This window comes from Rhizobium sp. PEPV16 (assembly GCF_008919455.1).
Taxonomy (GTDB): Bacteria; Pseudomonadota; Alphaproteobacteria; order Rhizobiales; family Rhizobiaceae; genus Rhizobium; species Rhizobium leguminosarum_Q.
In genome coordinates, this window is sequence record NZ_VSZV01000350.1 from 39090 (window position 1) to 60251 (window position 21162).

Consider the following 21162-nt stretch of genomic DNA (forward strand, 5'->3'; position numbering starts at 1 on the left):
AAGAACGGTCAGCGGCATCAGTTTCAACTGCGGATGCCAATGCCGAAGGCAATCATCGTCGAGCCCTGGACGATGAGATCGGCGGCCAGGAACAGGCCAAGGATCCACAAGCTATTCACCGGCCAGCCGAGCGCGATGACGAAACCCGCAAGAGCGGTGATGACGCCGCTAGCGACGATCCAGCGCCAGCCCTTGGTGGGCTTCATGCGCATGCCGACCCAGGTGCGGAAGACGCCGGCGACGACGAGTGCCAGCGACAGAAACAGCGTCAGCGCCGCCGAAGTCAGGATCGGATTGACGAAGGCGCAGATGCCGGCAAGCACATAAAGCAGGCCACTCAGTATCCAGAACAGCACGTGATCCCAGCCGCGCACCTGGAAGGCATGGACGAGATAGATCACGCCGCCGAACAGCATCAACATGCCGACATAATAGACAGAGACGACGGTGGCGAGCATCAGATTGCCGAGCGCGATCAGACCGCAGACGAGCAGCAGCACGCCGAGGCCGGCAAACCAGATCCATTTCGACTGCAGCGAAGATGTCGGCGTTCCCTCGAAGACATCGGCCATGACGCACCTCCTGACAGATTCGAATATGCTGCAGCAATTCGGGAGGGAAAGATCTGCGTTCGAGCAAATCGGCAAAGATTTTTATTGATTGATCAGTCAATCAAAAATAACCTGTCGCTGATTTCAAAGGAGTGGTCTGTTGCCGAAGGTCGGAATGGAGCCGGTACGCCGCAAGGCGCTTGTCGATGCGGCGCTGCGGGTGATCGGCGATCACGGCTCGCTTGCCGTCACCATGTCCGACATTGCCCGGCAGGCCGGCGTGTCGCCAGCCCTGGCGCATCATTATTTCGGCAGCAAGGAACAATTGCTGATCGAGACGATCCGCTCGCTTCTCCGACAGTTGCGCAGCGATACGGTGGCGGCACTTAAGGCCGCCAGGACGCCGCGGGCGCGACTTTCGGCCGTCATCCGTGTCAGCTTCCACGCCGATCAGTTCGCGCCAGAGACGATTGCCGCCTGGCTTGCCTTTTACGCCGAAGCGCAGCGCTCGGAAGAGACGCGGCGCTTCCTGGTGATCTATGCGCGGCGGCTGCGCTCCAATCTGCTGGCCAATCTGAAAGTGCTGTTGCCAGATGACGCCGCAGAACGCATCGCCGAAGGCGCTGCGGCGATGATCGACGGGCTCTATATCAGGCAAAGTTTGAAATCCGCGCCGATCGGCATTGAAGCCTCGATCGCGCTGACGGAAGACTATCTGAATGCGCTTTTGGCCACCGCCTCCCCTTCTCCCCGGAGGGAGAAGGGACGACCACATCGAACCACCCAAGGACAAATGACATGAAAGCCCAGCCGAAAGCCTCGCACTTCATCGACGGCGAATATGTCGAGGATACCGACGGCACCGTCATCGAGAGCCTCTATCCCGCGACCGGCGAGGTGATCGCCCGGCTGCATGCCGCAACGCCTGCAATCGTCGAAAGGGCGATCGCCGCCGCCAAACGCGCCCAGCCGGAATGGGCGGCGATGAGCCCGATGGCGCGTGGGCGCATCCTGAAACGGGCAGCCGACATCATGCGCGAGAGAAACCGGGCGCTGTCCGAACTGGAAACGCTCGATACCGGCAAGCCGATCCAGGAGACTGTTGTCGCCGACCCGACCTCGGGTGCCGATGCCTTCGAATTCTTCGGCGGTATTGCGCCGGCCGGTCTCAACGGTTCGCAGATCCCGCTCGGCCAGGATTTTGCCTATACCAAGCGGGTGCCGCTCGGCGTCTGCGTCGGCATCGGCGCCTGGAACTATCCGCAGCAGATCGCGTGCTGGAAAGCTGCGCCGGCGCTTGTCTGCGGCAATGCCATGGTGTTCAAACCCTCCGAAAACACGCCGCTCGGGGCGCTGAAGATCGCCGAGATCCTGCATGAGGCAGGACTGCCGAAGGGGCTCTTCAATGTGATCCAGGGCGACCGCGACACCGGCCCGCTGCTCGTCAACCATCCCGACGTCGCCAAGGTGTCGCTGACCGGCTCGGTGCCGACCGGGCGCAGGGTGGCGGCGGCTGCCGCCGGCAACCTCAAGCATGTGACGATGGAGCTCGGCGGCAAGTCGCCGCTCATTGTTTTCGACGATGCCGATCTCGATTCGGCGGTCGGGGGCGCGATGCTCGGCAATTTCTATTCGACCGGCCAGGTCTGCTCGAACGGCACGCGTGTCTTCGTGCAGAAGGCGATCAAGGACGAATTCCTCAAGCGGCTGAAGGTGCGCACCGAGGCGATGTTGATCGGCGACCCGCTGGACGAGGCGACGCAGGTCGGGCCGATGGTCTCCTGGGCGCAACGCGAGAAGGTGATCTCCTACATCGAGAAGGGCAAGGCCGAGGGCGCGACACTCATTGCCGGCGGCGGCATTCCGAACAATGTCTCCGGCGAAGGCTATTACGTGCAGCCGACGGTGTTTGCCGATGTCACCGACGACATGGCCATCGCCCGCGAGGAGATCTTCGGGCCGGTCATGTCAGTGCTCGATTTCGACGCCGAGGACGAAGTGATTGCCCGCGCCAATGCCAGCGTATTCGGCCTTTCCGGCGGCGTCTTCACCGCCGACCTCACCCGCGCCCACCGTGTCGTCGACCGGCTGGAAGCGGGCACGCTGTGGATCAACACCTATAATCTCTGCCCGGTGGAAATCCCCTTCGGCGGCTCGAAACAATCCGGCTTCGGCCGCGAGAATTCGCTGGCCGCGCTGGAGCATTATTCCGAACTGAAGACGGTCTACGTGGGCATGGGGCCGGTGGTGGCGCCTTATTGAAGAATATCTGGTTGCCCCTCACCCTAACGGGGTCGAGCCACTCGTCTCGACCCGTCCTCCGGACCCCCGCTCGCGGGGACGTGGCATACGCAGCGTCGAGGTTGGGGGAAGCCGGTGCGGCATGTCCCTTCGCCCCGTTTACGGGGAGAAGGTGCCGGCAGGCGGATGAGGGGCAGGCTCTGGGAAAACAAGACGCAGCCGGATGATGGCAGCTCGAGGGGAACAAGACTATGCAAGCAGATTTCGTCATCATCGGCTCGGGCTCCGCCGGCTCCGCCCTCGCCTACCGCTTGTCGGAAGACGGCAAGAACAGCGTCATCATCATCGAGGCGGGCGGCAGCGATTTTGGGCCGTTCATCCAGATGCCGGCTGCCCTTGCCTGGCCGATGAGCATGAAGCGCTATAATTGGGGTTATCTGTCCGAACCGGAGGCGAACCTCAACAACCGGCGCATCACCGCGCCGCGCGGCAAGGTGATCGGCGGCTCCTCCTCGATCAACGGCATGGTCTATGTGCGCGGCCATGCCGAGGACTTCAACCGCTGGGAAGAGCTCGGCGCCAGCGGCTGGGCCTATGCCGACGTGCTTCCGTATTTCAAGCGGATGGAACATTCGCATGGCGGCGAAGAAGGCTGGCGCGGTACCGACGGGCCGCTCCATGTCCAGCGCGGCGGTTTCACCAATCCGCTCTTCCAAGCCTTCATCGAGGCCGGCAAACAGGCGGGCTTCGAGACGACGGAAGATTATAACGGCAGCAAGCAGGAAGGCTTCGGTCTGATGGAGCAGACCATCTTCGGCGGCCGCCGCTGGTCTGCCGCCAATGCCTATCTGAAACCGGCGCTGAAGCGTGACAATGTCAGGATCATCTACGGCTTTGCGCAGAGGATCGTGATCGAGGACGGGCGGGCGACCGGCGTCGAGATCGAACGCAACGGCAGGATTGAGGTAGTGAAGGCGAACCGCGAGGTGATCGTCTCGGCCTCCTCCTTCAATTCGCCGAAGCTCTTGATGCTGTCGGGCGTCGGTCCCGGCCAACATCTGCAGGACATGGGCATTGCGGTCAAGGCAGACCGGCCGGGCGTTGGCGCCAACCTGCAGGACCATATGGAATTCTACTTTCAGCAGGTCAGCACCAAGCCGGTGTCGCTCTATTCTTGGCTGCCGTGGTTCTGGCAGGGGGTGGCGGGCGCACAATGGCTGCTCTCGCGCGGCGGGCTCGGCGCCTCCAACCAGTTCGAGGCCTGCGCTTTCCTGCGCTCGGCGCCGGGACTGAAGCAACCTGACATCCAGTATCATTTCCTGCCGGTGGCGATCAGCTATGACGGCAAGGCGGCGGCAAAAAGCCACGGCTTCCAGGTTCATGTCGGTTATAACCTGTCGAAATCGCGCGGCAGCGTGAGCTTGCGCTCGGCCGACCCCAAGGCCGATCCGGTGCTGCGCTTCAACTATATGAGCCATCCGGAGGATTGGGAGAAATTCCGCCACTGCGTGCGCCTCACCCGTGAAATCTTCGGTCAGAGCGCCTTCAACGACTATCGCGGGCCGGAGATCCAGCCGGGTGAAGGCGTGCAAAGCGACGATGAGATCGACGCCTTCCTGCGCGAACATCTGGAAAGCGCCTATCACCCTTGCGGCACCTGCCGGATGGGCGCCAAGGACGATCCGATGGCGGTGGTCGATCCGCAAACGCGGGTGATCGGCATCGATGGCCTGCGCGTCGCCGACAGCTCGATCTTCCCGCACGTCACCTATGGCAACCTGAACGGACCATCGATCATGACCGGCGAGAAGGCGGCCGACCATATTCTCGGCAAACAGCCGCTGGCACGCTCGAACCGGGAGCCATGGGTCAACCCACGCGCGGCCGTCAGCGATCGATAAGAAGCGAGCCGTCCGACGTTACCTTGTCCGCCCATGCAGGTGACCGCTTCGGCGGACGCGGTGAAAGCCAGCGACCGAGGCGTTCGCCAGAATGATCGCCGTCACGGCCCGACCCGTCTGATGTAAGGCGCGATGTCTGCGATATCGAAAGCATGAATCAGCGGGCCGGGTTCGTTTTTTAATGCCAGGAGACAGGGCCCTCAACGCTGTTCGAGAGCCCCGATCACTCAGGCAGTGCGGTAGGATGCGAGCCAATGTGCGTAAGGGGCAGGCAATGTCCAGGACGGACGCTCGACACCGAGCTTGCGCGCGGCTTCGTAGGGCCAATGCGGATTGGCGAGCATCGCTTTGCCGATCATAACCAGGTCAAGCTGCCCGCTTCGGATGAGTTCGTCCGCTTGCTCCGGCTGAGTGATGTTCCAACTTGCGGCACCGGGGAGGCCAGTGGCCTTGCGGACTTGATCGGCGTAAGGCGCGATGAACCCTGGACCCCAGGGAATATTGGCGGCCGGGGTTGAGAAGCCGAGGCTGACGTCGATGAAGTCGAGGCCGGCCTCCTTGAATTTGCCGATTAGATTGATCGCGTCCCGCAGGGTTTCCTGGTCGCGACCGTCAAACTCGATGACGCCGAAGCGAGCCGTCAGCGGACGATCCTCGGGCCAGACTTCACGAACCGCCGCCAGCGTCTCGAGGAGAAAGCGTCCACGGTTATCGGCGCTGCCGCCATATTCGTCGTCGCGCTGGTTCGAATGCGGCGAGAAGAAGCTCTGGCCGAGATAGCCGTGAGCAAAATGCAGCACGAGCCAGCGGAATCCGATGTCGCGCGCGCGGATCGCTGCAGCGACAAAATCGCCGCGGACGCGATCTATGTCGGCCTTCGTCATGGCGCACGGCACTTTCGCCAAGCCGCCGCCGAACGCGATGGCGGACGGTGCGATGGTTTCCCAGCCGCGCGAGTCGCTATCGGCGATATGATCGTCGCCTTCCCAAGGACGGTTTGCACTGGCCTTGCGGCCGGCGTGGCCGATCTGGATCCCTGCAACCGCGCCCGCCTTTTCGATGCTGGCGACGATCGGCCCGAAGGCCTCGGCCTGGACATCATTCCAAAGACCGGTGCAGCCCGGCGTGATCCGCCCCTCCGGAGAGACAGCCGTGGCTTCGACGTTGACAAGGCCAGCACCACCGCGCGCCAAGCTTGTGAGATGGGCGGCGTGCCAGTCGTTCGGAACGCCATCAATCGCGGAATATTGGCACATGGGAGATACCGCGATGCGGTTTCGGAGGATGACGCCTTTCAGCGTGAATTGGTCGAACAAGCTGGGCAACGGAAGCTCCTTAAAATGAAGTTCGATCAACCGCACGGATCTGCCGACGCCGCTGGCGTACGGGTTAATCCGTGCGCTCGATCCTTCGGGGTGTCTAGACGGCGCGGTAACGGGGCGCAGGTTCACCGGTCTGCGTCGCGGCGAACAGTGTGGATCGGGCTTGGTCGAACTTGTCCCACAGACTGGCGTCGGCAACGGATGGCAGCGTGATATCTTCGCCCTTGTCGAAACCGGCCAGGGCGGCGTCGACCAGGTTTTCGGACGTCATGACGGTCGCCTGGTTGAGCGACGCCAGCGGTACGCCCGACAAATCCCAGAGTTCGGTCGCCGTGGCCGCCGGCATGACGAGTTGCAGGCGGACATTGGTCTCAGCCAATTCCTGCTGCAGACCCCGGCTGAAGTTCATCACATAGCCCTTGGTGCCGCTGTAGATCGCGCTGATCGGCAGGGCATGAAAGGACAAGACCGAAGCGACGTTGATGATCGCGCCGTGGTTGCGGCTGAGGAATGCAGGCAGAATGGCGTGCGTCAGCCGCGTGAGCGCAGTGACATTGAGTGCGATCATCGCGGCCGCATCTTCCTCAGCGGTCTTGGCGACCGGAGCCAAGGTCGAGTTGCCGGCGTTGTTGACCAGGAGCGTGATCGCTGAATTTTCCTTCAACACCTTTTCGACGCGGGTGACGTCGGGGTCTTTCGTTAGGTCGGCTTCCACGACCTCGACTTTCGTGCCGTGGGCAGCGCCGAGCTTGTCCGAGAGCGCCTTCAGACGATCGGCCCGCCGGGCGACGAGGATGAGATCACAGCCCCTTTCGGCGAGGCGCGCCGCATAGATGGCGCCGATGCCAGCGGAGGCGCCGGTGACGAGGGCGACGGGCTTGCGCGATGATGCAGACATGTCAAAATCCTATTTGGTTGAGTGCTCAAGTTTACGTATGGTCGCGATGTCGTCTTGTCAATGGATGAGCCCTCAACTATTTTAATTGGATGGGCAAGAAACTTTCGATTGGCGATCCAGGGGAGGAGTTGCGCGCGGGCAGGCTAACCCCGCCGGAGCTCCTGGCCGAACTCGTGTGCACAAACACCGCCCTCCGGCGCGCGTCACGGCGGTTGGGGCAGATCTATGATGACGCGGTGGCGCCAACCGGCCTGAAGGCGACCCAGGTCGGGCTTCTGACCCAGATAGCAGCGTTGCATGAGGGCAGCCATGGATGGCCAACCTTGCTATTGCTCGCCGAGCGCCTTGCCGTCAGCATTTCCGCTTTGACCCACGCCCTTCGCCCGCTCGTCCGGGACGGACTGATCGAGCTTATGCCTGACGAACATGATGGCCGGACGAAGCACGCAATGCTGACGACGTCCGGCGAGCAACGCCTGCACGAGGCATTGGCCCTGTGGGCCGATGCCAATCAGCGCGTTGAGGTGGTGCTGGGTCCTTCCGCAGCTGCGCTTCGCGCGCTCGCCGATGACGTCGCCTCTCCGGAGTTCCTGGAAGCTTATGAAGCTCGTCGCATGCTGAGAGGCTGACCGCCTTGACCTGAAGCTCGGGGAGAGACCCGCTCAGTGCATCAAAGTGCAGCTCGTCGCGCTCTACGATGCCTTTCCGACATCAAAAGACCTCCTTGGAAAATTGAAGCAGGCGGGCCGGCCGTGGGATGGACGCGGCAGACGATTCGGGCGACGAATTCTAACAAGCATGTTGAAGCCGCCGTGCCGCGCGAGCCTTTGGGCGGGGTGCGCGTCGCCGACAGCTCGATCTTCCCGCACCTCACCTACGCCAACCTGAACGGCCCCTCGATCATGACCGGAGAGAAGGCGGCCGACCATGTCCTCGGCAGACACCCGCTGGCGCGTTCGAACCAGGAGCCGCGGGTCAACCCGCGCGGCCGTCAGCGACCGCTGAAGCGTAGAGAGCTATTGGGCAGCACTGCCACCGACCGGTCGTCGCTGGTCGTCGGGAATGTCTATCGTCAGAGCGATAGAAATACGGATGCCGGTATCAGAAATCGCTCACTCAGCGCGCGGGCTTGTCGAACATTGATTTGTCGCTTCCCGCTCAAAATCTCAGACACGACGGACTGAGCGCCCACTTCCGGCAGTTCGGACTGGCCAAGGCTGCGCTCCTCCATGACATAACGGAGTGCATCGGCGCCAGTCACCGGAGGCATTGGGCGGTTTTGCTCGTCATAGGCCTCAACAAGGTCCGCCATGCGAGACGCAAGCAACGCCAAAGGATGGTCCTCATTGTCGCCCACTTCAGCGAGAATCTCGTCAAGTTGCTTCACGAGATGATCATACTCAGCTTCGTTGGCCGGCATGGCAAGAAGAGGAGCCACATACGTCCAGTGCTCGCTTACCAGTTTTACAAGTGCGCTCATCGGCCTAATCCTTCCATGCTCCTTTGTCGTATTCGGCATGATCCATAATCCGCTGAATATAGACCTTCCTAAATTTGTAGTGCACCACCGCGATCAAGCGCAGCTTGTTGCCGCCTATGTCGAACACGTGGTGCTGCCCGACTTTGTCTATTGCCGGAAACAGTGATTTCATGTCGGCGAAGTCTGTCGGCTCCGACGACTTCATCAGTCGATACCAAGTATCCAGGGCATTGGCTGTTTGAGGCCATCGGTCTTTCGCCTCCCAGATCTTTTTCTGTGTGATGACGTGCATAAATCCGGAATCGTGTATCGCATTTTGCTATGGCTGCAATCTAGCGCAACTATCTGATTATAGCAAGTTGCTATGGATGAGATCGAAGACCAGCAACCGGGTCTTTGCCTCAGAGAAATCCGATCCACCGTCCGGCGATCACGGCGGCGATCCAGATCGCGGCCGACAGGGCGGCGGAGAAGCGCAGGCCGGGCCGGACGATACCCGTCGACACCGCCGTTTTCCAGCCTCGCCCGAGATGCACGATCGACAGGTTGAGAAGGCCGAGGGCGACCAGGCAAAGCTTGGCGAGGAAGGCGGGATTGCCGGCATATTCGATCGCCCGGACGCTGAACAGGCAGAAGCCGGTGACAATAGCCGCGACCAGGCCGACGCCGGCGGCGCGCGACAGAAACGGCGCGAGGATCTCAACCGGCACCTTGCGGAAGAAGCCGGCGAGCCTCAGATCAAGCGGCAGGATGGCGCCGACCAAAAGGCCGATCGCCAGAATATGGGCGGCGTTGACGAACATGTAGAGCGTTCCGGAGCGCCGGAGCGCGAGCGCAGGCGTGGTAGCCGACAGCCATTCGAGGGTGTCCATCACGACAGGTCAGTTCGCCCAGAGGTCAGTTCGTCTTGATGCGGTCGGGATAGATATCGTAGCGCTTCTCGCCGATGGTGAGGCGCACGGCCTTCAGCCGCTTCTCTTTTGCATCCTGCGAACGGTTTCCAAGGGCCACCACCTGGTCGCCGGGCTTGGCCACACCTTCGACGAAACCGGAGCGTTCCGTCTGGCGTGGATTACCGAGTTCGACGAGCCAGACGCCGTCATCGGCGGTGGCAACGTCGAGCGTCGGATGTGGTCCGCCCATGGAGATCTTCTCGATGGTGCCGCGCAGCTCGATCTGATCCGCCTCGGCCCACGACCAGCCGTGATGAGCGGCCGCGCCTGTCGCGAGGGCCGCCGAGAATATGGCCGCAGCCACGATCCGCTGTGCTGAAATTCCAAACATGATATTCTCCCTACCAGCATGAGCAGGCAGGTGGAGCATCCCGACTGGAAGAAAAGGGATTTCACCAAATCTTGAAGCAAGAGGCGGGCGTATGCTCAAGCCAGCAGTCGAGTGACTTCGGCGCTGTGCTTTGGGGCGATGGCATCGGCGATGGTGGTGGAGAACAGCACCTTGCGGGTGGCGTCTGCGACCTTGGCGAAGACATGGCGGATCTGGCAGTTCTGTTCGCCGTCGCAATCGTCGCACCTTCTATAGGCGGTGATCGACAGGCATGGAAGCGGCGCGATCGGGCCGTCGATGATGCGCAGGATCTCGCCGAAGGTAATGGTTTGGGCAGGCTTGAGAAGGAGATAACCGCCCTGCTTGCCGCGACGGCTGGCAACGACGCCGTGATGTTTCAGGTCGAGCAGGATCTGTTCGAGGAACTTCTTCGGGATCTTCTGCTGCGCCGCGATATCGGAAATCATCACCGGTTCGTCGGCATCGGCATCAGCCAAGACCGTGAGCGCCCGCAGCGCATATTTCGCCTTTTGCGTAATCATTTTTGACCATCGACACACACAGGCGGCACGAATCTTCGCACCGCTACGGAAGTACTTTTGCCTCTATGGCACAACCAGCATGAACGGAATTTGAACGCGCCGGAGAAAGCCTTGAGAGACAAGAGTTTTGGCCTTGTTTTTCGCCCTCGGCCAAGCTCTCTTAATCTATCCCAAAACCGTGTCTTCTGCACCATTTTCGGCATCACTTCAGATTTCGGATTGACAGGCTGCGTGTAACTCTACTATTTCTATAGCATTCGAGCTGCCGATGTGGATTTTCATCCGCAGGCGGCTGCTTTTCTGCATCGCGGCAGCTTGGGAGAGATATTTGCTCCTCCGGCCGCAGCTTTCGAAATCCCTTTTTCTGTCCGATCCATGCGCGAACTGCGATACTCCCGTCAACAAAGGACAGGATTCCCATGACTGTTAACAATCCCATCGCAGAGGCCGAAGCGCTGAACGACCGACTGGCAGGCCTCGACCTTGCCGGACGTCTGTCGCTGGTCTCCGGCCTCGGCGGCCGCGTGGTGTTCACGACGTCACTCGGCATCGAGGATCAGGTGATCACCGCCGAGATCGGCACGCACCGCCTGCCGATCGATATCGCGACGCTGCAGACCGGCCGGCTCTTTGCCGAGACGCTGTCGCTGATCGACGAGACCGAAAGCCAGTACGACATCCATATCCATCGTTTCGAGCCCCAAAAGGCCGATATCGACGCCTATGCGGCGCAATACGGCCTCAACGGTTTCTACGAGAGCGTCGAGGCCCGCCATGCCTGTTGCGGCGTGCGCAAGCTGAAGCCGCTTGCACGTGCCCTTGAAGGTGCTGCGATCTGGATCACCGGCCTGCGCCGCGGCCAATCGGCCAACCGCGCCGAAACGCCCTTTGCCGAATATGACGCCGAACGACATCTGCTGAAGGTCAATCCGCTCGCCGATTGGGACCTGGAGGCGATCAAGGCCTTCGTTTCCGCAAACGGCGTGCCGGTCAATCCTCTGCACGCTCGCGGTTATCCCTCGATCGGCTGCGAACCCTGCACCCGGGCGATCAAGCCCGGCGAGCCGGAACGCGCCGGCCGCTGGTGGTGGGAGCAGGACGAGACGCGCGAATGCGGCCTGCATGTCGCCGAAGAGGCCGCAGCGATCGCCGCACAGTAAATCATCTCACGGCTTTCCCAATCAGGGCGCGGCGACCGCCGCAGCCTTGGGAAAGTCAACACCAAGGAATTGCTTTGCGGGCACCCGCAAAGGATCGACAGTCTGGAGTAAGACATGCCCGATAGCCGTCCGGATACGGAACTCAGCAATCCGCAGAGCGCCAAGGCACCGCTCGACCCGCATCTGAAAGCGCTGGAAAACGAATCCATCCACATCTTCCGCGAGGTTGCGGCCGAATTCGAGCGTCCCGTCATGCTCTATTCGATCGGCAAGGATTCCTCGGTGCTGCTGCATCTGGCGCGCAAGGCCTTCTATCCCGGCCGGGTGCCCTTCCCGCTGTTGCATGTGAACACCGGCTGGAAATTTTCCGAGATGATCGCCTTCCGCGACGAGACCGCGAAGAAGTACGATCTCGATCTGATCGAACACATCAATCCGCGCGGCAAGGCCGAAAACATCACGCCATTCACGCATGGATCGGCCGCCTTCACCGACATCATGAAAACCGAGGGGCTGCGTCAAGCGCTTGATGCCGGCCAGTTCGACGCCGCTTTCGGCGGCGCGCGGCGCGACGAGGAAGCCAGCCGCGCCAAGGAGCGGATCTATTCCTTCCGCACGCCCGATCATCGCTGGGATCCGCGCAACCAGCGGCCGGAACTCTGGAACATCTATAACGGCATGATCCGCAAGGGCGAGAGCGTGCGCGCCTTCCCGCTGTCGAACTGGACCGAAGTCGATATCTGGCGCTACATTCAGGCCGAAGACATTCCGCTGGTGCCGCTCTATTACGCCAAGAAGCGGCCGTTCGTGGAGCGCGACGGCATGATGATCCTGGCCGAGGATCCGCGCCTGGAACTGCTGCCCGGCGAAGTCCGCCAGGAAGGCATGATCCGCTTCCGCACCCTCGGCGACTTTCCGCTGACCGGCGCCATCCGCTCACAGGCCACCACCCTCGAAGAGGTGATTGCCGAACTCGAAATTGCAACGGTGTCCGAACGCCAGGGCCGCGCCATCGATCGCGACCAGTCCGGCTCCATGGAAAAGAAGAAGCGTGAAGGATATTTCTGAGATGACCGCCGCCCAAACCGCCGTCTCGGCCGCAACCGTCGTCAACCTGCCCGCCGCCGAGCCGCTCAAGGCCCTGCGCGATACCAGGCCGCTGCGCCTCATCACCTGCGGCAGCGTCGATGACGGCAAGTCGACCCTGATCGGCCGCCTGCTCTGGGACACCAAGGCGGTCAAGGAAGACCAGGCCGCCACCCTGCAGCGCGATTCCACCGGCAAGCAGAACGATCTCGGCCTGCCCGACTTCGCGCTGCTGCTTGACGGCCTGCAGGCCGAGCGCGAACAGGGCATCACCATCGATGTCGCCTATCGCTATTTCTCGACCGACAAACGCTCCTTCATCGTCGCCGACACGCCCGGCCACGAGCAATATACCCGCAACATGGCGACCGGCGCCTCGACCGCCGATCTCGCCATCCTGCTCGTCGATGCCCGCTTCGGCATTCTCGAGCAGACGCGCCGTCACGCGACGATCGCCTCGCTGCTCGGCATCAAACAGTTCGTGCTCGCGATCAACAAGATCGACCTGACGGGCTACGACCGCGCCGGCTTCGACAAGATCAGCCATGATTTCCGGGAATTTGCCCTGTCGCTCGGCGTCAAGCAGATCACCGCCATTCCGATGTCGGCGCTGAAGGGCGAAAACGTCGTCTATTCCGGCCAGGCCGCCATGCCCTGGTATACCGGCCCGACGCTGGTGGAAACGCTGGAGCTTGCCACCGTGCGCTCGTCGCAGACGGTCGGCTTCCGCCTTTCCGTCCAGCGCGTCTCGCGTCCCGGCGAAAGCTTCCGCGGCTATCAGGGCACGGTTGCCGGCGGTTCAGTCAAGCCGGGCGACAGCGTTATGATCCTGCCGTCGGGCATGGTCGCCAATGTTTCCAAGATCGTCACTTTCGATCTCGTCCGCAACGCCGCCGTTGCCGGCGATGCGATCACCCTGGTGCTCGACCGTCAGGTCGACGTGGCGCGCGGCGACATGATCGTCTCGATCGACGCCCAGCCGCAGGTCGGCCTTGCCTTTGACGCGCAGATCGTTGCCTTGCAGCCTGAGGGTATCGAGCCCGGCAAGCGCTACTGGCTGAAGAGCGGCAGCCGCCGCCAGCGCGTGCAGGTGCAGCCGCTCAGCCAGCTGGAGCTGAAGACCGGCACCTGGAACGCCGCCCAGCGGCTCTACATGAACGCCATCGGCAAAGTCCGGCTCGTCTTCGACGAAGCGGCGATCTTCGACCCCTATGAGCAGAACCGGCTTTCCGGCTCCTTCATCCTGATCGATCCGGAGACCAACAACACGGTCGCCGGCGGCATGGTGACCGGCAAGCGCACGGAACTCGGCGGCCTGCACAATGGGGAAGCCCGCGTCATCCTCTCGCTTCCGGCCGATCTTGCCGAGCAGATCATGGCGAGCGAACTCTTCGCCAGCCGCAGCCACGAAGCCGAAGTACGGCGCATGACGGCAGCCGAAGCGGCCGACCTCTGGTCGAGCGCTGCGAGCGATATCTGACAAGGGATAAGGGGCCAGCAAGACTGGCCCCTCATCGCAGCCGAATCCACTGGCTGCAGGGCTGGCGGATTCCCTGTCGAACGGCAAAGAACCGATCAGAACCTGAGACTTTGCGCTACGCGGCCCCCCGCTGCTTGAACGCAAAATTGGCTGGTCCCCCAGCTCAATTTTTTGTGTCGGCCTCTACGGCCGCTAAAAAAGTCAGAGTTTGCAGAAAACGGACTTTTCCCATTCACGATTCGCTGTTTTCCGCTTGCCCGCGGGCCAATGTAGGACCATTCTTAGATCGGATCCTGGCGGTGCGGTAAAACGAGAGGTCAGGCCTTGCAACGCTCAATCTAGACCTCGAAGCACTTAACGTGGCGCCTTTTCTCGACTGATCCCGAGGAGGTTGTCCATGTCCACGCTCTATGTCGACCATCCGCTACAACCGGGCGACCGGGTCCCGAACGTTGTCTTTGATGCGATCTCTCGCGAGGGGAAAATCGCACTTGATGATTTTCGAGGCCGCAGCCCGTTGTTGATCGGTTTGTTTCGAGGCCTGCATTGTCCGTTCTGCCGGCGCCACGTCGCGGCCATGGCATATCTCAACCCGGTGCTGCGTGAGAAAGGCGTCCAATCCCTGGCGGTGGTAAACACCCCGGTCGAACGCGCGCGGCTCTATTTCCGTTACCATCCGATACCCGATCTTCTTGCTGCTTCCGACCCGGTACGGGCTTCGCACCAAGCCTTCGGCTTACGCGAGGTCGGGCTCGACACGGCCATGGCGATACGGATCGATCTTCCGGGCGAGTTGCCCGAGCCTATGGGCGTGATGGCAATGGACGAATTTCTCAACGAGAAGGAAGGATATCAGATTACGGAGGCCGATCAGCAGATGATGACTGCAGACCACGGGCAGCTTGTCGGTCAGTTCCTAATCGACAGGGAGGGAATCGTGCGCTGGAGCTTCACTGAAGTTCTGGAGGCTGGGCTCCAGACATTTCAGGCTCCGAATTCCCAGGAATTGATGTCGGTAGCTTCCCAAGTCGCACATTGACAACGAAAACTCGCTCGACGCCCAGCCGCAAGTCGGCCTTGCCTTCGACGCGCAGATCGTTGCCTTGCAGCCAGAGGGCATCGAGCCCGGAAACTCCTCGGAACCGTTGCGGCCTTTTACGGTGGAACACTCCGCGTCACCCGGCTATAAAGGTCAATGTGCGTTGGCTTTTTCGCGGTAATCGATGCCCAATTCTCCCGAATCCTCAGGTGAAAGCGTTAGCGGCTCGAGCTCCGGTCGCGATCAGACACTCGATTCAGCAGCGCAAGCGGCTGCCTCGGATTCGCCGGGAACCACCCGAGTCGACGACTCGCAACCGCCCCCCGGATCCTTCGGCCAAACTCGACGGGCCGCCAGGACTCTGTTGCGTGCGCTGCGCCAAGATTTGCAGGCAAGTTCTGTTTTGGCAAAGATCAAGACGGCCGCCTTGTCTTGGAGGACAAAACTGAGGTCGACGCGACCCGGAATCGCGTCCGCTGCCCACAAGTGGATGACGAGTGCTTTGGTTAAAGTGGGGCGCGGTCAGCGTTCAAAGCCGCGTGAAAGTCGACGAAGCGCTCCGTTCATTGCGGGCTGGCGCAAATTCGCTATCGGGTTGGTCTTGCTTGTCTGCCTCCTCGCAGGAAGCGTGCTGGTGTGGGCACTGAAAGACGTGCCCTGGAGCGAAATCCGGGCTGGAACATTAAAGCCGGTCGTCGTGCTGGAAACTGCCGACGGCGCGCCATTGGTAAGACAGGGACCTTATCAAGGACCATATGCGCGATACGACCAGTTTCCGCCCCATCTGATCGATGCCGTCCTTTCGATCGAGGATCGCCGGTTCATGGATCATTTCGGCGTCGACCCCAGGGGCATCGGGAGGGCGCTTCTGCGGAACTTGGAGGCTGGCTCGGTGGTGGAGGGTGGCAGCACGATCACCCAGCAACTCATCAAGCTGCAATACCTCGACAGCGACCGAACCATAAAACGAAAGATACAGGAAGTCGTCATCGCCTTCTGGCTGGAGTGGAAGCTCGGCAAGGCGGAAATCCTGACGCGCTATCTCAATAGCGTCTATCTTGGCGCGGGCGCCACCGGCATGCCTGCCGCAGCGCGCATCTATTTCAACAAGGAAATCGGCGCCCTCAACCTGCCGGAGTCTGCGATGCTGGCGGGGTTGCTGCGGGCGCCGAGCCAATGGAATCCGATCGACAATTTCGAAGGCGCCCGGCAGCGCACCTTGGTGGTTCTCGACGCGATGGCAGCCAATGCCAAGATCACCGAGCCACAGGCGGCGGAGGCCAAGACGAGCTTTGCCAGGCTGCACCCAACGACGCCTACGCCGCGCTCCGGAAGCTGGTTTGCCGACTGGATTTCGCCGCAAGCAAGCGAAATCGCCGGCTCCTCGCCAGGTTCGACGACGGTGCGCACCACGCTGGTGCCGCGGTTGCAGCAGATCGCCGAAAGGGTCGTGAAAAGAGCCCTAGACAGTGAAGGAAAGACGGTCGAAGCATCACAGGCGGCCTTGGTTGCGATGACGCCCGACGGCGCGGTCGTAGCGATGGTTGGAGGGCGCGACTACAAGGCAAGCCAGTTCAACCGCGCCGTCACTGCGATGCGCCAGCCGGGTTCCACCTTCAAACTATTCGTCTATTACGCAGCATTGAAGGCTGGGCTCACCTTGTCTGACCAAGTTCCGGACACGCCAATTGACATCGATGGCTGGTCGCCAGAAAATTCCGGTGGCAATTATCGCGGCTGGGTAACCCTTGCCGAGGCGTTCGCGCGATCGCTCAATGCCGCCTCAGTGGCGCTTGCCGAAGAGGTGGGTCTGGACAATGTGATTGCCGCAGCGCGTGAACTCGGCATCGATGCGCCACTGGCCAACACGCCGTCTTTGGCGCTTGGCACATCAGAAGTAAATCTGCTTAACCTCACCAGCGCCTATGCGTCCGTCCAACTCGGCAGGGCACCTGTCAGGCCCTGGGGCATCATCGACTTCCAGGCGGCGGGGCAGCCCAAGACGTTTCGAGTTGGCTCACAAGCAAAGCCGAATGTCGATCTTTCGCCCTACCAGTCCGACCTCCTCGGCCTGCTGCAGTTGGTGGTCGAGCGCGGCACTGGACGTGGGGCAGATCCCGGCACGTTTGCGGCCGGTAAGACCGGCACGAGCCAGAACAATCGTGATGCCTGGTTCGTCGGTTTCACGGAAGCGCTCGTCGTCGGTGTCTGGGTCGGCAATGATGATGACGCGCCGATGAAGGGGGTGACGGGCGGCGACCTGCCGGCGCATATCTGGCGGGACTTCATGCGTGAGGCAACGACCGAACCGACTCTGAACGGAGTGCGATCGACCGAAGCAGTGGTCGATGGTCAAGGCGCACCCCAGTCCTGTAACATCACCGCCTGCTCGCGCAGTTACCGCTCATTTCGGCCGTCCGATTGCACTTATCAGCCATATTCCGGCGGCCGACGGCTTTGTGAAAAATGATGTGATTCGGCAGAGATCGAGCACCGGTCATCCTTGCCTCACGCCCGTTTCGCAGATCGGCGCCGAATAATCGTTTGGCCGATATTGCGAAGGCGCACGAAGAGATGGAATCCGGACGTTCGGCGGGCAGTCTCCTGCTGAGACCTTGATTGGTCAACGTCCGTTATTTCGGCTTACGCAGATGGAGAGATCCAGTCGGAATAGGGACCACACTGGCAAGCCGTTGGCCTACCACCGTACCGATTGTGGCAACCCCGGACGTATTCCTGGATGCGGGCTCGATTTGCCGGAGAAACAGTCCGCTATTATCCGCGAGAGGTCCGATAGTAATCATCGGCTCATCGTCGACGAAAAGTATCAATCCAATGCCGGATCCAAGCTTATCCTCCACCCTGCATGGCAGGGCTCGCAGTACGGTCTCCGCTTTTGTCGAAAACAGGGATTTCACAAGCCCGCCAAGTGCCTCGATACTATTGACAAACGGCCGGACGACAAGCGTGACTGCTTCTTGTTCGGATAGAGAGAGTTCGACGGAAAGCTGAGCCGGCGCAGAACCGGTTGGCAGGCAAGCACTATAAAGCTGGAAAATCGCGGCGCGGGCGAAATTCAAGCGTGTATCAGGGGATTCGGCTTCGACGATTGATTGAAGAAAGCCTGAAGAGTTCACTGCCGCAATCCCTATTTCGAATCGGGGTAGCCCGATGAAGTTTCATTATACGATACCGCTTCTGCGGGCGAGCCGTCCGCATTATTCATATTAACAAATGCTGACCTTCAAAAATCTCCGGCTTGTCCCCGATATCCTGGAATAGACCGCGAATATTTGTCCAAGCTGGAGACCCAGTTTAGATCGCAACAAAATATGGAGGCATTTAGGTCAATACCCCAGCGTGTCGAGATCGCTATCACTCGTCTATTAGTATGCGGCGATGTTGCGGAGAGTGTCAGCGGGTATTCGGACGACATCATGCTCTGTAGAAACAGGATTCAGATTTTAGGCCGACCCGGCCTAAATCATCCTGTTCTAGGGGAAAGAACGCGCAACCGTTCCGGTTCCCAGGCGCGCTTCCGATCTTCGTGTCACGCATATTGTCTCTTGAAATCGGGTTCCGCCTTCGAGCGAGCCCTGATTATTGAAGCTTGAGGGCGGCGGCGCGCAGAGCCTGCCAAGCAGGGCTTCCATCGTTATGGATGTCGAATTTGTCGTAGTCGTCCTCAGGATAGAGGCCCGAGTCCTGCGTGCTGGTAAGCCGCCAGACCACCCAGCCTCCGCAATCCGAGGTGGCGATCGTGTTCAGCCAAGTTTCATAGGCATTTGCCTGATCGGCATCGGATCGGGGAATTCCAAATTCCTCCAGGATCACCGGTTTTCCGATATTTCGTGCGATCGCGCAGTATCCGCGAATGCGGGCGTCGAAATCGGAATGGCTCATTTTGACGTAGGATGGGTAGCCATGCCACGTGCCGAAATCGACGCTCGGAATGTTCATATCCGCCAGCTTCTGTTCCATGTTCCCATGGCCCGTCGTGACGAGCTGTTTCGGTGCCAGGGATTTGACATAGGCTGACATTTCCGACACCCAGTCATGAAGGAGCGGTTTTGGATGGATGTCAGGTTCGTTGGCCAGATCCCAGGCAAATATGGTGGGGTCATCGGAATAGCGCACACCAGTAATCGTGTTGACGCGCGACAGAACATGCCGAACCCATGCCTTGTAATCGCGGCGGGTTCGCGGATCAGCGGCAAAAAAAGTGTATTTGTCCGAACTCCCGTACCAGGCGTTCATCTGCTGGGCACCGCCCGTGTAGGCCCAGAAATCGACGAATGCGAGGATCAGCTTGAGCTTGCGCTTCGCCGCTTCCGCGATGAGGTAATCGACCTTTTGCAGACCGTCAGGTCCGTCATTGGGAACCATCTTGTTGGTTATCGGATCCCAACTCATCATATAGATGCCCTTGGTTCCCAGATTGCTGGAATCGGCCGTGCTTTTTGAATTCCAGATCGTCGGCACCTGGCCGTCCAGCGACCCTATAACCGGTTGCAGGAAGGTGCGCACCACATTGGCACCCATTGCCGTGGCATCGTCCAACACGCGGGTGACTTCGCCTGGCGAGCCAAATGTGAGATAATGGTTGTTGACGCCGGCCACGCGAAATGGCTTGCCGTCCAGCAGGAAGCCCCCCTCTTTCGTCGTGACGAAAGATTGCTGCCCAGATGACTGCGCGTCCGCAGATCCGACCTGAGCAGACCCAAAAAGCGCCAGCGCCGCAGCGCCGGCAACGAAATTCCGGAAACGGTGAATAGGCCTCATGCGAAGAAACTCCCTTTCAAGCCCGTGACGCAATTCCGATCTGGTCTGCCTTGTCGAGGACATTGCCGTATGTCGAGACGCCGGCAGCCGCTGATGGCGCGGTGGCGGACGGCGTCGCAGTGCGCCGTGCGGCCCAATACAATGCCGGGCACAGAAGGAGGCCTTCCAGCGAAACAGCAATGACCCAGAAGTTGGCTGTGCCTGCGATCCCGAATTGCGCACCACCGACGGCGGCCGCGATCTCCAGCACCGCACCGCCGGTCAGAACGAGCGTGGCAAAACCCAGGCGCCGTCGGACACGTTGAACCGCCAGATAATGATACTTCAACGCCATTCCGAAAGCGGCAACGCCCAGAAACTGGAGACTATTTCCTGCAATCACAGCATAGGCCGGATTGAATATCCAGAGCATGAAGCGCGACAGGAAGAGGAACGCCAAGGCGGTCGCCGCGCAGACCAGCATCGACAAGCCGAGCGACAGCCGCAGGCGCGCAGGAAATAGCTCCGGCTCCCGCACAGCGATGGCAAACAACACCGAGGCGAGTGACGCAGGGACGAGAAGCGCGACGTTCAGCACCGTCCAGGCGGCATAGAAGGCGGCGTTGATCTCAGCAGACAGCATCACCGTGACGACGAAGGGCAGCAGCAGCGCCGGCGCCTGAACAGCCATGCTGAGCGTATGATGGCCGAAAACCTGTCCGAGCGCCGGGCGGTAGGCGCGGATCTCCGGCCGGTGGAAAACGCGCCTGCCGGCATAAACAAGAAGCCCGGCCACGACGACCAGCGAGACAAGCTGTCCGACAAACCAGGTGGTGAAGATCCCCAGTTCGCTGCTCGCGCGGCCAAGTGTCAGGCCGAGAGCGATCAGTAGAAGAAGCTTGCTGGCGGCGAAGACGACATTTCGGGCCAGTTGAAGGCCGCTGCGCAGAAGGCCAACAAGGGCTTGGTCGAGCACGAGGGTCACGGCCGTCAGAGCGCAACCAGCGACGAAGAAGAGATCGGTCGCGGAGGAGCCGACAATCGAGCCAAGCTGCGTCGATGTGAAGGCAGCGATAGCAAGATAGATCAGCCCCACGATGATGGAGGCGCTGAACGAGGCCAGGAGGGCGCCCGCCAAAAAGGGACCTGCTCTTTTCTGACGGCCTATCTCGCCCATCAGGAAGGGCCCGAGACCGACTTCGCCGAAATTCGCGAGGAGATTCATCAACGATATGGCGGCGGCAGCGAGCCCGACAGCTTCGGCCGAGAAGGAACGCGCCGCGAACCACCAGTAGACGAAGCCGAGAACGGCCGTCATCAACGTTCCAAGCCCCAGCATGCCTGCATTGAGGAGCAAAACCGCCTGATTCATCAGCAGACTGCGGACCTTGGTCATGGCGGCCCTGACGGTCATCAT

The 21162-nt window shown here is 60.9% G+C and carries 20 protein-coding genes; 9 read left to right on the forward strand and 11 right to left on the reverse strand.

All coding sequences use genetic code 11. The annotated features are described in order from the left end of the window. Positions 1-23: 23 nt before the first annotated feature. Positions 24-572 (reverse strand): HdeD family acid-resistance protein, encoded by a 549-nt coding sequence (locus FY112_RS30470; RefSeq protein ID WP_017959524.1) that lies wholly within the window; start codon positions 570-572, stop codon positions 24-26. Between the two features lie 154 nt (positions 573-726). Here FY112_RS30470 and betI point away from each other — a divergent pair, with 154 nt between their 5' ends. From betI to betA, 3 genes are all read left to right on the forward strand, one after another. Beyond that, positions 727-1353 carry a transcriptional regulator BetI gene (betI, locus tag FY112_RS30475; protein WP_131623952.1) on the forward strand — a complete coding sequence of 209 codons (627 nt, stop codon included), beginning with the start codon at positions 727-729 and terminating at the stop codon, positions 1351-1353. Then, complete coding sequence (gene betB / locus FY112_RS30480; protein ID WP_094086463.1) at positions 1350-2813, forward strand: betaine-aldehyde dehydrogenase; 1464 nt, start codon at positions 1350-1352, stop codon at positions 2811-2813. Before betI ends, betB begins: the two co-directional genes overlap by 4 nt. A 230-nt stretch (positions 2814-3043) precedes the next feature. Continuing rightward, positions 3044-4693, forward strand: coding sequence for a choline dehydrogenase (gene betA, locus FY112_RS30485; protein WP_131630549.1), 1650 nt, complete (start codon positions 3044-3046; stop codon positions 4691-4693). Between the two features lie 227 nt (positions 4694-4920). On the opposite strand, the gene FY112_RS30490 is transcribed toward betA, so the two are convergent. Both FY112_RS30490 and FY112_RS30495 read right to left on the reverse strand, forming a co-directional pair. Then, complete coding sequence (locus FY112_RS30490; RefSeq protein ID WP_131630563.1) at positions 4921-6018, reverse strand: NADH:flavin oxidoreductase/NADH oxidase; 1098 nt, start codon at positions 6016-6018, stop codon at positions 4921-4923. A 94-nt stretch (positions 6019-6112) separates the two neighbouring features. Beyond that, a complete protein-coding gene (locus FY112_RS30495) occupies positions 6113-6913 on the reverse strand; it encodes an SDR family oxidoreductase (RefSeq protein WP_151520007.1) in 801 nt (266 codons plus the stop codon). Between the two features lie 89 nt (positions 6914-7002). On the opposite strand from FY112_RS30495, the gene FY112_RS30500 reads away from it, so the two are divergent. Continuing rightward, a complete protein-coding gene (locus FY112_RS30500) occupies positions 7003-7542 on the forward strand; it encodes a MarR family winged helix-turn-helix transcriptional regulator (protein WP_017959518.1) in 540 nt (179 codons plus the stop codon). 443 nt (positions 7543-7985) lie between these two features. Here the strand turns inward: FY112_RS30500 and FY112_RS30510 are convergent, their stop codons facing one another. The 5 genes from FY112_RS30510 to FY112_RS30530 all read right to left on the reverse strand — a co-directional run bounded on the left by FY112_RS30510 (position 7986) and on the right by FY112_RS30530 (position 10219). Then, positions 7986-8393, reverse strand: a complete 408-nt coding sequence (locus FY112_RS30510) for a transcriptional regulator (protein WP_017959517.1) — start codon at positions 8391-8393, stop codon at positions 7986-7988. A 4-nt stretch (positions 8394-8397) separates the two neighbouring features. Then, complete coding sequence (locus tag FY112_RS30515; RefSeq protein WP_131708496.1) at positions 8398-8685, reverse strand: type II toxin-antitoxin system HigB family toxin; 288 nt, start codon at positions 8683-8685, stop codon at positions 8398-8400. A gap of 109 nt (positions 8686-8794) precedes the next feature. Further along, entirely contained in the window at positions 8795-9268 is a 474-nt protein-coding gene (locus tag FY112_RS30520) for a DUF6644 family protein (RefSeq protein WP_017959516.1), read from the reverse strand. A 22-nt stretch (positions 9269-9290) separates the two neighbouring features. Next, on the reverse strand, positions 9291-9677 hold the full coding sequence (locus tag FY112_RS30525; protein WP_131630546.1) for a DUF6152 family protein: 387 nt from the start codon (positions 9675-9677) through the stop codon (positions 9291-9293). A gap of 95 nt (positions 9678-9772) precedes the next feature. Beyond that, positions 9773-10219: an Rrf2 family transcriptional regulator gene (locus tag FY112_RS30530; RefSeq protein WP_027664993.1), complete on the reverse strand. Its 447-nt coding sequence runs from the start codon at positions 10217-10219 to the stop codon at positions 9773-9775. 419 nt (positions 10220-10638) lie between these two features. On the opposite strand from FY112_RS30530, the gene FY112_RS30535 reads away from it, so the two are divergent. The 5 genes from FY112_RS30535 to FY112_RS30555 all read left to right on the forward strand — a co-directional run bounded on the left by FY112_RS30535 (position 10639) and on the right by FY112_RS30555 (position 17454). Continuing rightward, positions 10639-11379: a phosphoadenylyl-sulfate reductase gene (locus FY112_RS30535; protein WP_151520008.1), complete on the forward strand. Its 741-nt coding sequence runs from the start codon at positions 10639-10641 to the stop codon at positions 11377-11379. 114 nt (positions 11380-11493) lie between these two features. Beyond that, positions 11494-12447: a sulfate adenylyltransferase subunit CysD gene (cysD, locus tag FY112_RS30540; RefSeq protein WP_003546395.1), complete on the forward strand. Its 954-nt coding sequence runs from the start codon at positions 11494-11496 to the stop codon at positions 12445-12447. A 1-nt stretch (position 12448) separates the two neighbouring features. After that, positions 12449-13945: a sulfate adenylyltransferase subunit CysN gene (gene cysN, locus FY112_RS30545; RefSeq protein WP_094086467.1), complete on the forward strand. Its 1497-nt coding sequence runs from the start codon at positions 12449-12451 to the stop codon at positions 13943-13945. 397 nt (positions 13946-14342) lie between these two features. After that, positions 14343-14984, forward strand: coding sequence for a peroxiredoxin-like family protein (locus tag FY112_RS30550; RefSeq protein ID WP_151520009.1), 642 nt, complete (start codon positions 14343-14345; stop codon positions 14982-14984). A gap of 184 nt (positions 14985-15168) precedes the next feature. Continuing rightward, positions 15169-17454 (forward strand): PBP1A family penicillin-binding protein, encoded by a 2286-nt coding sequence (locus FY112_RS30555; protein WP_151520010.1) that lies wholly within the window; start codon positions 15169-15171, stop codon positions 17452-17454. A 163-nt stretch (positions 17455-17617) separates the two neighbouring features. On the opposite strand, the gene FY112_RS30560 is transcribed toward FY112_RS30555, so the two are convergent. The 3 genes from FY112_RS30560 to FY112_RS30570 all read right to left on the reverse strand — a co-directional run bounded on the left by FY112_RS30560 (position 17618) and on the right by FY112_RS30570 (position 21162). Beyond that, positions 17618-18121: a hypothetical protein gene (locus FY112_RS30560; RefSeq protein WP_151520011.1), complete on the reverse strand. Its 504-nt coding sequence runs from the start codon at positions 18119-18121 to the stop codon at positions 17618-17620. A gap of 463 nt (positions 18122-18584) precedes the next feature. Beyond that, the gene (locus tag FY112_RS30565; RefSeq protein WP_151520053.1) at positions 18585-19766 is read right to left on the reverse strand and encodes a cellulase family glycosylhydrolase; all 1182 of its coding nucleotides are present in this window, start codon (positions 19764-19766) and stop codon (positions 18585-18587) included. Positions 19767-19782: 16 nt separating this feature from the next. Further along, positions 19783-21162, reverse strand: coding sequence for a hypothetical protein (locus tag FY112_RS30570; RefSeq protein ID WP_151520012.1), 1380 nt, complete (start codon positions 21160-21162; stop codon positions 19783-19785).